This is a genomic window from Kitasatospora sp. NPDC003701 (genome assembly GCF_053587085.1).
This window is the reverse complement of sequence record NZ_JBSFNM010000121.1, coordinates 1-11,362: the sequence shown is the minus strand read 5'-3', so window position 1 is coordinate 11,362 and position 11,362 is coordinate 1. Positions and strand designations below refer to the sequence as shown.

General features: G+C 72.8%; 23 protein-coding genes. 3 read left to right on the top strand and 20 right to left on the bottom strand.

Annotated elements, in window-relative coordinates; translation table 11 throughout:
• Positions 1 to 152 precede the first annotated feature (152 nt).
• From ACWDRR_RS43430 to ACWDRR_RS43335, 20 genes are all read right to left on the bottom strand, one after another.
• On the bottom strand, positions 153 to 803 hold the full coding sequence (locus ACWDRR_RS43430; RefSeq protein WP_449777872.1) for a hypothetical protein: 651 nt from the start codon (positions 801 to 803) through the stop codon (positions 153 to 155).
• Positions 800 to 1,207, bottom strand: coding sequence for a hypothetical protein (locus tag ACWDRR_RS43425; protein WP_449777871.1), 408 nt, complete (start codon positions 1,205 to 1,207; stop codon positions 800 to 802). The genes ACWDRR_RS43430 and ACWDRR_RS43425 overlap by 4 nt, the downstream gene beginning before the upstream one ends.
• A complete protein-coding gene (locus tag ACWDRR_RS43420; RefSeq protein ID WP_449777870.1) occupies positions 1,204 to 1,677 on the bottom strand; it encodes a LuxR C-terminal-related transcriptional regulator in 474 nt (157 codons plus the stop codon). Before ACWDRR_RS43420 ends, ACWDRR_RS43425 begins: the two co-directional genes overlap by 4 nt.
• A 56-nt stretch (positions 1,678 to 1,733) precedes the next feature.
• Complete coding sequence (locus ACWDRR_RS43415) at positions 1,734 to 1,958, bottom strand: hypothetical protein (protein WP_449777869.1); 225 nt, start codon at positions 1,956 to 1,958, stop codon at positions 1,734 to 1,736.
• 56 nt (positions 1,959 to 2,014) lie between these two features.
• The gene (locus ACWDRR_RS43410) at positions 2,015 to 2,173 is read right to left on the bottom strand and encodes a hypothetical protein (RefSeq protein ID WP_449777868.1); all 159 of its coding nucleotides are present in this window, start codon (positions 2,171 to 2,173) and stop codon (positions 2,015 to 2,017) included.
• The gene (locus ACWDRR_RS43405) at positions 2,170 to 2,595 is read right to left on the bottom strand and encodes a hypothetical protein (RefSeq protein WP_449777867.1); all 426 of its coding nucleotides are present in this window, start codon (positions 2,593 to 2,595) and stop codon (positions 2,170 to 2,172) included. The genes ACWDRR_RS43410 and ACWDRR_RS43405 overlap by 4 nt, the downstream gene beginning before the upstream one ends.
• Before the next feature lie 20 nt (positions 2,596 to 2,615).
• The gene (locus ACWDRR_RS43400) at positions 2,616 to 3,272 is read right to left on the bottom strand and encodes a hypothetical protein (RefSeq protein ID WP_449777866.1); all 657 of its coding nucleotides are present in this window, start codon (positions 3,270 to 3,272) and stop codon (positions 2,616 to 2,618) included.
• 26 nt (positions 3,273 to 3,298) lie between these two features.
• Positions 3,299 to 3,604 carry a hypothetical protein gene (locus ACWDRR_RS43395; protein ID WP_449777865.1) on the bottom strand — a complete coding sequence of 102 codons (306 nt, stop codon included), beginning with the start codon at positions 3,602 to 3,604 and terminating at the stop codon, positions 3,299 to 3,301.
• The gene (locus ACWDRR_RS43390) at positions 3,601 to 4,017 is read right to left on the bottom strand and encodes a LuxR C-terminal-related transcriptional regulator (RefSeq protein ID WP_449777864.1); all 417 of its coding nucleotides are present in this window, start codon (positions 4,015 to 4,017) and stop codon (positions 3,601 to 3,603) included. The genes ACWDRR_RS43395 and ACWDRR_RS43390 overlap by 4 nt, the downstream gene beginning before the upstream one ends.
• On the bottom strand, positions 4,014 to 4,211 hold the full coding sequence (locus ACWDRR_RS43385) for a hypothetical protein (RefSeq protein WP_449777863.1): 198 nt from the start codon (positions 4,209 to 4,211) through the stop codon (positions 4,014 to 4,016). Before ACWDRR_RS43385 ends, ACWDRR_RS43390 begins: the two co-directional genes overlap by 4 nt.
• Positions 4,208 to 4,405, bottom strand: coding sequence for a hypothetical protein (locus ACWDRR_RS43380; RefSeq protein WP_449777862.1), 198 nt, complete (start codon positions 4,403 to 4,405; stop codon positions 4,208 to 4,210). Before ACWDRR_RS43380 ends, ACWDRR_RS43385 begins: the two co-directional genes overlap by 4 nt.
• Positions 4,402 to 5,037 (bottom strand): zinc finger domain-containing protein, encoded by a 636-nt coding sequence (locus tag ACWDRR_RS43375; protein ID WP_449777861.1) that lies wholly within the window; start codon positions 5,035 to 5,037, stop codon positions 4,402 to 4,404. The genes ACWDRR_RS43380 and ACWDRR_RS43375 overlap by 4 nt, the downstream gene beginning before the upstream one ends.
• Positions 5,022 to 6,062 (bottom strand): helix-turn-helix domain-containing protein, encoded by a 1,041-nt coding sequence (locus ACWDRR_RS43370; RefSeq protein WP_449777860.1) that lies wholly within the window; start codon positions 6,060 to 6,062, stop codon positions 5,022 to 5,024. The genes ACWDRR_RS43375 and ACWDRR_RS43370 overlap by 16 nt, the downstream gene beginning before the upstream one ends.
• A 70-nt stretch (positions 6,063 to 6,132) precedes the next feature.
• Positions 6,133 to 6,738, bottom strand: a complete 606-nt coding sequence (locus ACWDRR_RS43365; RefSeq protein WP_449777859.1) for a hypothetical protein — start codon at positions 6,736 to 6,738, stop codon at positions 6,133 to 6,135.
• Positions 6,735 to 7,058 carry a hypothetical protein gene (locus ACWDRR_RS43360; RefSeq protein WP_449777858.1) on the bottom strand — a complete coding sequence of 108 codons (324 nt, stop codon included), beginning with the start codon at positions 7,056 to 7,058 and terminating at the stop codon, positions 6,735 to 6,737. Before ACWDRR_RS43360 ends, ACWDRR_RS43365 begins: the two co-directional genes overlap by 4 nt.
• Positions 7,046 to 7,252, bottom strand: coding sequence for a hypothetical protein (locus tag ACWDRR_RS43355; RefSeq protein WP_449777857.1), 207 nt, complete (start codon positions 7,250 to 7,252; stop codon positions 7,046 to 7,048). Before ACWDRR_RS43355 ends, ACWDRR_RS43360 begins: the two co-directional genes overlap by 13 nt.
• An 18-nt stretch (positions 7,253 to 7,270) precedes the next feature.
• Positions 7,271 to 7,441 (bottom strand): hypothetical protein, encoded by a 171-nt coding sequence (locus ACWDRR_RS43350; RefSeq protein WP_449777856.1) that lies wholly within the window; start codon positions 7,439 to 7,441, stop codon positions 7,271 to 7,273.
• On the bottom strand, positions 7,441 to 8,022 hold the full coding sequence (locus ACWDRR_RS43345) for a hypothetical protein (protein ID WP_449777855.1): 582 nt from the start codon (positions 8,020 to 8,022) through the stop codon (positions 7,441 to 7,443). The genes ACWDRR_RS43350 and ACWDRR_RS43345 overlap by 1 nt, the downstream gene beginning before the upstream one ends.
• A 91-nt stretch (positions 8,023 to 8,113) precedes the next feature.
• Positions 8,114 to 8,395: a helix-turn-helix domain-containing protein gene (locus ACWDRR_RS43340; protein ID WP_449777854.1), complete on the bottom strand. Its 282-nt coding sequence runs from the start codon at positions 8,393 to 8,395 to the stop codon at positions 8,114 to 8,116.
• A gap of 16 nt (positions 8,396 to 8,411) precedes the next feature.
• Positions 8,412 to 8,615, bottom strand: a complete 204-nt coding sequence (locus tag ACWDRR_RS43335; protein WP_449777853.1) for a helix-turn-helix domain-containing protein — start codon at positions 8,613 to 8,615, stop codon at positions 8,412 to 8,414.
• A gap of 169 nt (positions 8,616 to 8,784) precedes the next feature.
• Here ACWDRR_RS43335 and ACWDRR_RS43330 point away from each other — a divergent pair, with 169 nt between their 5' ends.
• From ACWDRR_RS43330 to ACWDRR_RS43320, 3 genes are all read left to right on the top strand, one after another.
• The gene (locus ACWDRR_RS43330; RefSeq protein WP_449777852.1) at positions 8,785 to 9,351 is read left to right on the top strand and encodes a helix-turn-helix transcriptional regulator; all 567 of its coding nucleotides are present in this window, start codon (positions 8,785 to 8,787) and stop codon (positions 9,349 to 9,351) included.
• A 128-nt stretch (positions 9,352 to 9,479) separates the two neighbouring features.
• Positions 9,480 to 9,914, top strand: coding sequence for an ImmA/IrrE family metallo-endopeptidase (locus ACWDRR_RS43325; RefSeq protein ID WP_449777851.1), 435 nt, complete (start codon positions 9,480 to 9,482; stop codon positions 9,912 to 9,914).
• Entirely contained in the window at positions 9,884 to 11,353 is a 1,470-nt protein-coding gene (locus tag ACWDRR_RS43320) for a tyrosine-type recombinase/integrase (RefSeq protein WP_449777850.1), read from the top strand. The genes ACWDRR_RS43325 and ACWDRR_RS43320 overlap by 31 nt, the downstream gene beginning before the upstream one ends.
• The last annotated feature ends 9 nt before the right edge of the window (positions 11,354 to 11,362 follow it).

The following is an 11,362-nucleotide window of genomic DNA, read 5'->3' as shown; positions in this document are numbered from 1 at the left end:
GCCGGCCTTTCGGAGGCGGCCGCGGCGCACCCAGTCGCGCACTGTTGCGGCGGGCACTCCGAGGCGGGCGACGTCGTCCATGGTGAGCAGGCCGGGCGGTGGGACGCGGTCTCGCTGGTGCATGTGTCCATCGTGCCCCGTGGTACCGACGATCAGGAGCGGCTGGCGGTTTCGGCGGGGCGGACACGGCAGATCTGGGTGATCCGGCTCGGGTCGCGGCCGTCGACCTCGGCGACCAGGTCCCGGGGGACGCCTCCGGCGCGCAGTCGGCGGACCAGAGCGTCGCGCTCGGCCTCGGCGTCGCGGCCGGCGGCGGCCCGCGCGGCAGCCCGGGCGAGATGGGGGAGCGCGCTCACCCCCAGGGGAGCGTCCTCACGCGGGAGGGGCTGCCAGGGCGCGAGTTCCGCCCGGGCCCGCTCGACGTGGTACTCGGCGTTGGCCGGGTCGAGACGGTACTGGAGCCGCCACCCGAGGGTGATGCAGGTCGGCCCGGGCATCGGGGTGAGGGGGTTCACCACCTGCCGGGGGCCATGGGTGAGCCGGGTCAGCAGGCCATCGGCGTAGGCGCCGTGGCCGAGGCGGCGCGGGCTGGGCGCATCAATGACCTGGAGAATCACGTGGTGGTCTTCACCGACAGGGTCGGCCGTCCAGAGGACGGCGTGGCCGTGCACTGTCCAGGGACCGGCGATGCCGCCGAGGCGGGCGGTGTAGACGCCACCGATGGTGAGCGCGCTCTCCTGCTCTGCTTCGGCCTGGGTGAGGCTGTTCACCGGGGTCGCGGTGCGTGAGGTGAAGGTGCTCACTGCTGGCCGCCGTCCTGGCCGAGCACCGTACGGGCTACCGCGAGGGCTTCGGCGTGGGTGTTGATGCCCCATGAGAGCTTGTAGCCCTTCGGCGCCACCTCGGCCTTGGCGGTCTCGCAGGCGGTCCAGATCTCGGCCTCGCGCTCCAGCCAGTCGGCGAGGGCGAGGCCGACGCCGGGGTGCATCAGGGCGATGTACTCGGCGGTGCCGCGGTTCTCTTCGGCGAGGTCGGCACCGCTCTTCACCGTCCAGGCCTCGCGGGTCGTGTCGCGGTCGTCGTCGACGCGGAGGAAGCCGTTTGCCTGGTGAACGACCCAGGGACCGGGCTGGACGTAGGGGGCGCTGACGGCCGCGCGGAGCTTTGCGGCGGCGGCGGTCAGGAGGGCGGCAGGCTGCCTGGTCACTGGGCGGTCCCTTCGGTCGGACGCGAGGCCAGCATGAGGAATGGGGCGTCGGCCCAGATGATGCGGGTGTGGCCGCCGTGGCCGTGCACCGCTTCGGCGTCGTCGATGCTGGCCCACTGGACGGTGGACGGCCGGTCGCCGGCCCAGCGGATGGTGACGGTGCCGTCGGGCCACTGGACGCCGTGGGCGACGGTGCCGGTCCCGGAGACACCGGTGATGTCGGTGTCGCGCTGGAGGTGGAAGAGGCGGGGCTGGGTCGACATCGGGCTGGCCTCCCGCTGGTTGGGCTGGTTGTGGATCTGGATGGCGTGGTCGATGCTGCGGGCGCCGAGTGCGCGGATGATCCGGGAGCGGGTGGCGTGCACGGTGGACTCGGCGCACCGCAGGGCCTGGGCGATGTTGTGTGTGCTGAGGCCTTGAGCGACGTAGCGAAGGACGTCGGCCTCGCGGGTGGTGAGGGGGCGGGGCATCGAGTGGCTCCCTAGGGGTGGGGGCCGGCGCGCGGGGCGCCGGCCCGGACCGACGGTCAGGGGGTCGAGCAGGGGCATCCGCGTACGGTGTCGGCGTCCGAGGGGGCCAGCCACACGCAGGGGATGCCCTGCGTGCCAGTGACCGGGTCGGTGTCCTGCGCCGCCTGCGCGCAGAGGCGGGCGGTGCAGCAGTCGCAGTCCGGGCAGTCGTCGGGTGCGGGGCGCTGCCAGGTATGACCGTCGGGGGCGTCCAGGGACGGGTCGTCGATCCAGCGGGTCATAGGGGTCTCCTCGGGGGTTGGCCGCCGCCCGGGGCGGGCGGCGGCGGGACGGGATGTCAGGCGGTCGGAGTGCGGGCGGGGCAGGTGGCCTTGTGGTCGAAGACGAGGCGGATCAGCTCGTCCTCGGTGCTCGCGGTCACGGTGGTCCAGCAGCGCGCGCAGGTGTACTCGGCGGTGTCCCAGCCCTGGCCGGCGGGCGGCGGGGTGGCGGTCACCGGTCGCCCCCGGCGATGGTCAGCTGCTCGATGACAAAGGCGCCGCCGTTGTTGAACCCGACGACGAGCATGCCGCGGCCAGCCTCCAGGTCGACCTCGACGTCGACGTCGGTCGAGAGCAGGTAGGGGCTGACGTCCTTGAGGATCAGCTCGGCGAGGTGGTCGCCGCTGACGGCCCACGCGGTGAGGGGCGCCGGCGGGACCGATCCGTCGCGGCCACCCCGGCGACCGACCCGCTCGTAGGTGACCCGGTACAGGGTCTGGACACCGCCGGGATTGGCGGCCATGTCGTCGATGCTGGGGGTGATCAGCTCGTCGACGGTGTCGCGGACGGGGAGCGGGGTACGCCGGACGCGGTCGACGGCGGCGCGGAACTCGGTCTCGGCGGCGATGAGTTCGGCGGGGGCGGGGTGGTTGGGCATGGTGACTCCGGTGTGGTTGGTCAGGCGGCGTGGTGGTGGGCGGTGGCGGGTGCTTCGAGGTGGCGCCGGAGGGTGAGCCACTGAAGCGGGCCCCAGGCGGCGTTGCAGCGTGCGCACCGGACGGTGGTGCCGCCGGGCCGCATCTCCAGACGGCCGCCGCACGGCTCGGCCTGGCCGTCCTCGGCGGGGTGGCGGCCGACGACGTGCGGTAGCTCGGCGGGGGCGACGATGCGCTGGGCAGCGGCGTGCAGCTGCCGGACCTCGTCGGCGAACTCGGCGAGGGCGGGGTGCTGGTCGACTGCCCAGGCGAGGTTGCGAAGCAGGATGTCGACGGCGGCGCGGAGTTGGGCGCGCGGTTGGGCGGGCAGCTGGGGCGCGTCCCAGCCAAGGACGTGGTGCCAGTCAGCGGCCCAGGTGGCGAGCACGGTAGCGATGCCGCCTGCGGCCTGGAGGCTGAGGGCGGCCGCGTTCACCGGCAGCGGGGCCTCGATGGGGCCGCCGCTGGTGTACTCGCGCGGCCCGGGCGCGGGCGCCAGGTGGTCGTCGAGGTCGTCGTACAACCCGGGCAGCGCGGCAAGGTGCTCGCCGATGCTGCGTTCGCACATCCGGCAGGCCTGCCGGGCCTGCTCGGTGCGACTCAGCTCGCGGTGGCAGATACAGCAGCGGGGCCAGTCCATCGTGTCGCTCCTGGTGGTGCGAGGGGTCAGCGGTGCGGGGGGCCGTCGAGAGCGACGTCGAGCTCGTCGGCGATGACGTTGCCGAGGACTCCGCGCGCGGCACGGATCTCGGCGAGGGCGGTCCGGACGGCGGCGAGGCGGGCCGTGGTCGACATGAGTTCCTCGAAGGCGGCTCGGGCGGCCCGCCTGTTGGCTTTGGCGACGGCGGTCAAGGTGTCGACGCGGTCGGCGAATTGGCCGGCCTCTTCGCGGTAGCGGTCGCGTTCGGCGTACAGGGCGTCGAGCTGGTCGTCGGTGATGCTGGACGCGTCGGGGCGCTGGGCGGCGGTCACGCGGCGTCCTGGAGGGGCTCGACGGCCTCAACGACGATCTCGACCTCGCGGGGGTGGAGCTGGCGCGTTATGACGGCCAGGCCAACCACGTGCGCGCGGCCGGTGGCGCCGAGCTTGCTGGAGATCCGTGCGAGGTGCGATCGGACGGTGTACTCGCTGATGTAGAGCCGGGCGCCGATGTTCGCGTTGGACAGGCCGTTGGCGACCAGGCGTACGACCTCCAGCTCGCGCTCGGTGAGCCGGGTGCCAGGCTCGGCGGGGCGAACGGACATGGTGCTCCTCGGGAAGAGGCCGGACTGGTGTGCGGCGGTGCGGGTGTCGGGGTGGTGCCCGCCGGCCGGGCCTCGGCCGAGTACGGCCATGCCGAGGACTGCGGCGGGGGCGGCGGTGACGAGGACGGCGAGGGCGTTCACGCGCGGGCGGTGATCGTCCAGCCGCCCTCGATGGGCTCGACGGAGGCGGCAGCGAGGAGCGGGCCGCAGGGCCACGGAACCCACTCGCCCGACGTGGTCGAGCAGTCGAGGCAGCAGATGCCCTCGCAGGGGTTCGCCGCGGGGGCAAGGGAGTGGCCAGCGACGGCGGCGCGGAGGGTGGTCGTGGTGGTCATGGTGCGGTCCTCTCGGGCGGGATGTCGGGGAGCTCCTGGTCCTCGACCGGGGCGGGGGTGATCTGCCAGCCGTCGTCGGTGAGTGCCTCGGCCACCGCGCGGGCGATGGCGGCGGGCTGGCCGGGGTAGTGCTGGTGGGCAGTCAGGGCGGCGGTGCGGATGGTCTGCGCGGCGGCCGGCGGGATGGCGGTCACGCCGTCGCCTGCTGCACGAGCCAGTCGTCGAGCCGGCTCGGGTGGCTGTCGATCTTGCGGCGGGCCGTCCGGCCGGTGCCGGTGCACGGCTGTCCGGACTCAGCTCGGCAGACGCGGCACCGGATGGCCCACTCCGGCCGGCGCGGCCTGCGGTACGGGCTGAGCTGGTCGCGGACGCTGGAGGACATGTACGGCGTGGCGGTGTCCCGGTCGGGCACGGTGCGACCGATGCCGGCGACGAGCTCGTGGGCAGCGACGGGGGCGCCCTCGGCGATGGCGTACGGGGCGGGCCGGGCGTGGCCGATGGCGACTGCCTGTCGGGTGGCGCCGAGCTCGGCGCACCACTCGGCAACGTCGTCGGGGTCGGCGGCGGGCTCGGGGTCGGTGTGCTGGCCGAGTCGGGCCCGAACGAGGTCCGACCAGCGGCCGGCGATGTCGGCGGGCAGAACCGGCCACTGGGACGTGCGGTAGTGCTCGTGGGCGGCCGCGATGGCAGCGTCGTACGGGACGTCGGCCAGGGCGCGGGCCCACATCTCGGCCTGGGCGCGCTGCTCGGCGGGGTCGGTCCGACGCACTCGCGCATCGGCGAGGCCGATTTCGGCGATGAGCTGGGGGATCAGGTGGCGGTCCATGCGGGTCCTCCCTGCCGCCACTCGGAGGCGAGGGCGGCCATGCTGCTGAGGTAGTCGGCGGTCGGGCTCGGTCCGCCGAGGGCGGCCGCGCCGGTCGGCGGACCGGCGGGGGCTGGCTGAAGCGCGAGCCACTGGGGAAGAAAAAGTCGGACGCTGTAAGGGGTGTTCTTGGCGCCCCGCCAGACGCGGGCCGCGTGCTCGACGAGCGCGTGAACGCCGATGGCGGCCACCTGCGCGGCGAGCTGGCGTCTCTCGTTGGTGTCGAGCGGCCACGACACGTCCATGCCGCGGGCGTGCATCGCCTCGACCAGGGGGCGGATGCTGGCGCCCCCCTCGTCGGCGGCACCGGGCAGGGCGGGCAGCCGGTCGTCGGCCTCGCGCGCGGGGTGGTAGGGGGGCTGGTCCCTACCGTAGGTAGGTAGGTACTGGTACCCCCCCGCCGGGGACGCTGTCCGGACAGCGTCCGGGGACGCTGTCCGGGGGTGTCCGGGGACGCTGTCCGAACCCCCGGAAGGCGTCCGGGGACGCTGTCCGGAACCCAGTCCGGGGACGCTGTCCGGAACACCCTGCGGGGACGCTGTCCGGACAGCGTCCGGGGACGCCTTCCGGGTCAACCCATCGGCCAGAGCGGCCTTCTGAGCGGCCCTCGCCTTCCGCTGCCGGGTGTCGGTGTAGTGGTGCATGTGACGGCCCCAGTCGGGTCGTTCGGCCCCGATCAGGAGCCTGTAGACGGCGGTGCTGTTCGGCCGGCGCCGCTTCGCCAGCACCCCGACGCCCTCCAGGACCCGCAGGGCCCTGGTGACGCTCTCCGGGGTGCAGCCGGCCAGGACCGCGAGCGTCTCCCTGGACGGCCAGGCGTTGCTGCCGTCCGCGTCCGCGTAGGTGGCGAGCCACACACCGACCCGGGCGACGGCCGCGAGGTCGCGGCTGCCGATGCGCAGTACCTCGGCGCGCAACGCGTTCGTCCAGGCGCTGCGGACCGTCTGGGTCCGGTCGGTCTGGCCGCCGTCGTGGGTGGTGCTCAACAGGGCTCTCCTCGATGGTCGCCCGAGGCGGGCGGAGTCGTGTCCGGTCCGCCCCGGGCCGTTCGGGGGGTCAGGCGGCGGCGCTCTGGTCCGGCGCGCGGAGAACCCGGCCACAGGAGCAGGCCAGGCCGCCGTCGGCGGAGGGCTGGAGGTACTTCCACCTGTGGAAGGGGCACGGGTCGACCAGCCGACCGGGGGCGTGCTGGACGATCGCGGCCCTGGGGTTGTAGGGGCCGCCCATCGCCCGGATCGGGTGCAGGTCCTCGCAGGCGAGGCAGCGGCCGACCGTGCCGGGCGGGATCGCCTGGGTGAGGCGCTCGGACCGGGAGCCGGGGCAGATCGTCGGCGGGGCGAGGTCGCGCGGCCGGAAGGCCAGGGTTCGGCCGGGCGGCCCGGCCGGTTCCTGGCCGGCGCCGACGGCCCGGCCGTCGCACGGCCCGCACACCAGGTCGCCCTCGGGCAGTTCCTCCCGGGAGAGGAACTGATCGTCGGCCACGGAGCCGGTGCACCACAGGCTGTAGACGGTCCGGCCGGTGCCGTACCGGACGCCGGAGCGGACCCGGTGCCACCGGGTCATGCGCGCGGTGCGAACGTATCGGGGGCCCTCGGTGAGCGGCTCGGCGTCGGGGCCGTGCAGGCCGAGGCTGCTCACGGGCGGGATCAGGTGAACCGTCATGGTTGCCTCCGGGGCGTTCTGGAGTCGTTCTGTGCAGGGCCGCGGCCGGTGGCGGCCCGGGCGAGGCGGTAGGTCTGCGGCGTGCTGCGGCGCTTGCCGGCAGCGACCGCCCGGGCGTCGACCAGGGCACTCGCTGATTGCGGGGTCGGCAGGCGCTGCGGGGTGTAGCCCGGGCCCGGCGTCGGCTCCGGCCGCCCGGCCAGGGCGGCCGGGGTGTGTGCGGGGCAGCGCGGGCCGCAGGCGTAGGGCCGGGCGGGCCGGCCGCAGTGGCCGCCCTGGCCGGGCAGCCACTGGCCGCACTCGTCGGTCAGCGCCGCCATGCCGGCGGCAGCCTGAGGAGCTCCTGGTCGACCTCGTCGTTGACCGGCACGCCGGCCAGGTCCAGCTCGGCGAGGAGGCCGAGCGCGGCGGTGATGACGGCGGGCTGCCCGCTCGACAGACCATCGGCGAGGTGGGTGACCACCGTGCGGCGCAGGACATCGGTCGGCGCCGGGTCGGTCTGGCGAGCGGGCATTGGAGTCCTGCCTTCAGATCAGAGGGGGTAGTTGGCGCGCCGGCGGGGGAAACGGGCGCGGTGCGCGGCCTCGCGGGCTCGGCGTGCCTTGTCGGCGGCAGCCTGCTGGCGTTCGTGGCGGCGCTGCTCGGACCAGGCGGCGATCAGCAGCAGCGCGGCGAGCGCGCACACGGCCAGGAGCGAGGGCATCACCGGGTCTCACCCGCCGCCGGCCTGGTACCGGTCTCGGGCGCGGCGACCAGGGTGTAGAGCCGGATCTGGATGCCGTCGATCGTGGCCGCGGCGCTGGTCTCGACCGATCCCGTGTCGTAGGTCCGCTCCCGGACGTCGGCGCCGAGGGTCTCGGCCCAGGAACGGACGGCGTCCGGGGCGCTGTGGGCGTAGGCCTCGATGCGGACGGAGTTGGTCCAGTCCGGCGCCTCGACGGTCACCCGGTACGGCGCCGGGTCGAGGCCGGCGGTCAGCTTCGGCACGAGGGCGAACCCGCGGGCGTACAGCGCGTGGTGGGTGCTGGTCGGCTCCGGCGTCGAGGCGAGCAGCTGCTCCAGCTCTGTCTCGGACTCGTCCAGCGCTTCGTCCAGGGCGTCGATCTCATCCAGCAACTCGGTGATGACGGGCCCCAGCCGGCGAACGGTGAGGGCCGCTCGCTGGCGGGAACGCTCGTGCCAACTGGCGACCTCCGGCAGCAGCGCGACCACGTCGAGGCTGCGGAACGCGTCGAGCCGCTCGGCGGGGATGGGCGGGCGGGGGGTACGGGTAGGCTGCGACATGCGGCCTACCTCCTTCCGTTTCGGGTGTTGATCGGTAGGCCGGGGCCGCCCTGGTGTAGGAGCCATGGGGCGGCCCGACCCATGTCTGGGGTCAGGCGCGGGCGGCGAGCGGCTGGTGCCGACGCGCCCGGAGCGCCTCCGGGGCCTGGCGGGTCGGGTCCAGGGCCGGGTTCGACCTGCTGTCGCGGGCCTCGTGGTCGGCGAGCCAGGCGTCGAGGGCGGTGATCCGGTACATCACTCGGCCGCCGGCCCTGAATCCCGGCGGGCCGCTCCTGCGCTCACGGAGGCCGCGCAGGCCCTTGACCGACCGGCCGATGTAGGCCGCAGCCTCCTCCAGCGTGAGGATGTGTCTCTGGGATTCGATGGTGCTCATTACTACCCTCCATTGCTCATTCGGAGAGATCTGCGATCTCGGCGATCTCGGCACCCAGGCCCTCGGCGATCCGCTTGATCACCTCGGGCTGAGCGCCTCGCTGGCCCCGCTCAATGCGGGACAGATGCGCTGGTGAAACCCCGATTAGCCCTGCGAATCGCCGCAGGCCGTAGCCCGACCGTTCGCGCCTGCTTCGGATGGTCGTTCCCTGCGCTCTCACGATGAGAACCATATGGGGACTGATGAGCAATGACAAGGAGCTGTGAGGAACAAAGTGGAGTGATGGCTCTCACCTGGGGAAATGGCGGGAACCCGCTGCGCACAGGTGGGAGGCAATCTGCGATGCTTGTTGCCTAACGTTGTCCACCAAGAGGAACCCGGGAGTCGTGATGAGTGCAGCCCGACAGGCTGACCTCGACTGGACCGGCATGGGCCGCAAGATCCGGCACGCACGGGTGAAAAGCGGCATGACGCAGGCGGAGCTGGCCCTCGCTGCAGGGCTAGACCGGAAGTCGATCAGCAACTACGAGAACGGCCGACCGCCCGCGCGAGCTGATCGGGTGCCGGACGGGTACTACAAGGTCGGCGAGATCTTCCAATGGCGTGCCGACGATGTCGACGAGTACTTGATGGGTGTCGAGCCTTCGCCGCGGGCAGATCCAGAGATCGTTGTCTCGGGCCTGTCCGCCCTTGACCTTTTCCCGGCCGTCGGACGCTTCGCCCGGGCCGCCGTCCAGGCCGGCGGTGACCCAACCCTGCGGGACCTCCTCGAGGACGCGGCCGACCGCCTGCTCCAATCGATCCCGCAGCGGCAGCCCCAGCCGGCGCGGTCCGAGTACGGCCTGGCCGCGTACCGGCCGCATGCCTGGGCCGAGGGCGACACGGGCGTGCCCGACGACGATGCCGCGCGGATTGAGCAGGCCCTCGAGGAGCACGCCCGCGGGACGAAGCCGTAGGTAGCGACTTGCCATACCCGTCAACACGCGTCACTTAACGTGCGTATTTCCTCACGGTTCCTCGTGTGGTTGTGCCACAATTCGGCCACCGGCATGCCTCCCACACGTCAGGATTCTGGGGGAGACGCATGCCCACAGCCGCTACCGTCGCAGGGCTGTCGTACGACCCGCTGGCCGAGCTGGAGACCCTAGGCATACCCGTGGTCCGGCAGTGGCTGCGGGACACATGGGGTGTCTGGTCCCCCGCACACCGCGCCGTCGTCATCGCAGCCGGCCTCAGCCCGGTCGAGGAACGGTGCGTCGCCGCGCACGAGCTGGAGCACATCCTCGCTGGCGACACCGGGTGCGGCGGGCGGGACGGCCAGCGAGCCGAGCGCCTAGCCGACCTGAAGGCGTCCCGGAAGTTGATCGCGCTGTCCGACTTCTGCCGAGTCCGGCAGTGGGCAACGAGCGAGGCCGAGATGGCCGAGGAGCTCGGCGTCACGACGTGGATCCTGCGCACCCGCGGTGCCGACCTGGAGGGGGGTGCCCAGTGGCTGGGTACATCGAAGATCGCTGGCTGACCAAGCGCCCGGACCCGCAGACCGGGAAGCGGCGGCGGACCGACCTCTGGGGCAGGGGCAAGAGGTACAAGGTCGCGGGCATCCCAGGCGTCCGCGCCAAGAGCTTCCATGCCGCCGGGGACGCGAAGAAGTGGCTGGCCAAGGCATCCTCGACCAAGGCGGAAGGGAAGTGGGTCGACCCGCGCGACGGTCAGATCCTCCTTGAGGACTTCATCGTCCAGAAGTGGTGGCCCGCCGCGGAGTACCCGCCATCCTCCCGGCAGTCGGTGCGCTCCCGGGTCTGGCGGCACATCATCCCGTTCATCGGTCACCTCCAGCTGCTCGAGGTCGAGTATGAGGCGCTGAAGGAGTGGAAGCAGGAGCTGCTCAAGCGCCTCGCGCCGAAGTCCGCGCAGGCGGTGTGGGCGCACCTCAGCACCATCCTGGAGGCGGCCCGCAAGGCGAAGAGGATCCCGGAGAATCCCTGCCGGGAACACAAGGAGCTGAAGCCGGAGGCGGGCGAGGCGAGCAAGGCGAAGGCCTGGTCGCGGGAGACCGTGGCCGGTATCCGTGAGGGCTTGCCGGACTGGCTCCGGGTCATGCCCGATCTGGGCGTGGGCATCGGCGTGCGGCAGGGTGAGGCGCTCGGCATCGCCGAGGAGGACTTCGACTGGGAGACGGAGGAGGTGTTCATCCGGCGCCAGCTACGGGTCGACGAGCACGGCCGCTTCTACCTCTGCCTGCCCAAGGGCCGGAAGACGCGCAGGGCGCCGCTGGCTCCGGAGGTGAGCGCGCGGATCCGCGCCTACCTCGCGGCGCACCCGCCCGTTGAGGTGACGCTGCCGTGGCAGGACCCCGAGGAGCCGGTGACCGACCAGGAGGCGAAGCAGCGCAAGCCGCGGACCGTGCGCCTGCTCGTGACGATGCCGACCGGCGACCCTGTCCACTCCGACAACTTCAACCGGACGTACTGGAAGCCGGCCCTGGAGCACGCGGGGGTGATCACGCGGCTGGACCGCTCGACGCTGCCGGAGGTCTCCTGGCACCGGCCGAAGAAGACCTACGGCGACACCCGCGAGCACGGTTTCCACTGCTGCCGCCACACTTACGCCTCCGTCAACCTCGGGGCGGGGGAGAACCCGGTGGTTGTGGCAGAGTGGATGGGGCACGCGAGCGTCAGGGTCACGCTGGAGGTCTACGGGCACATGGTTCCCGGAGCGGTCCAGCGCGGGAAGCTCGCGATCGGCTCCTTCTTCGAGCCCCCGGAGAACCCCCTGGGAAAGATTCTCCCTCAGGACTCCCTGGAGGCGGCGGTGGCCCGGTGGGCGACCGACATGTCCCTGGTCGGCGCGGGGGTGGGAGTAAAGAGGTGCTTGAACAAGCAATTCAAGCGCGTCGACTTCGTCGAGGAGCCGGAGACCAGCAACGGAGTGGCGGGCGAGGCTCCGAAGAGCCTCTGAACTGCGGCT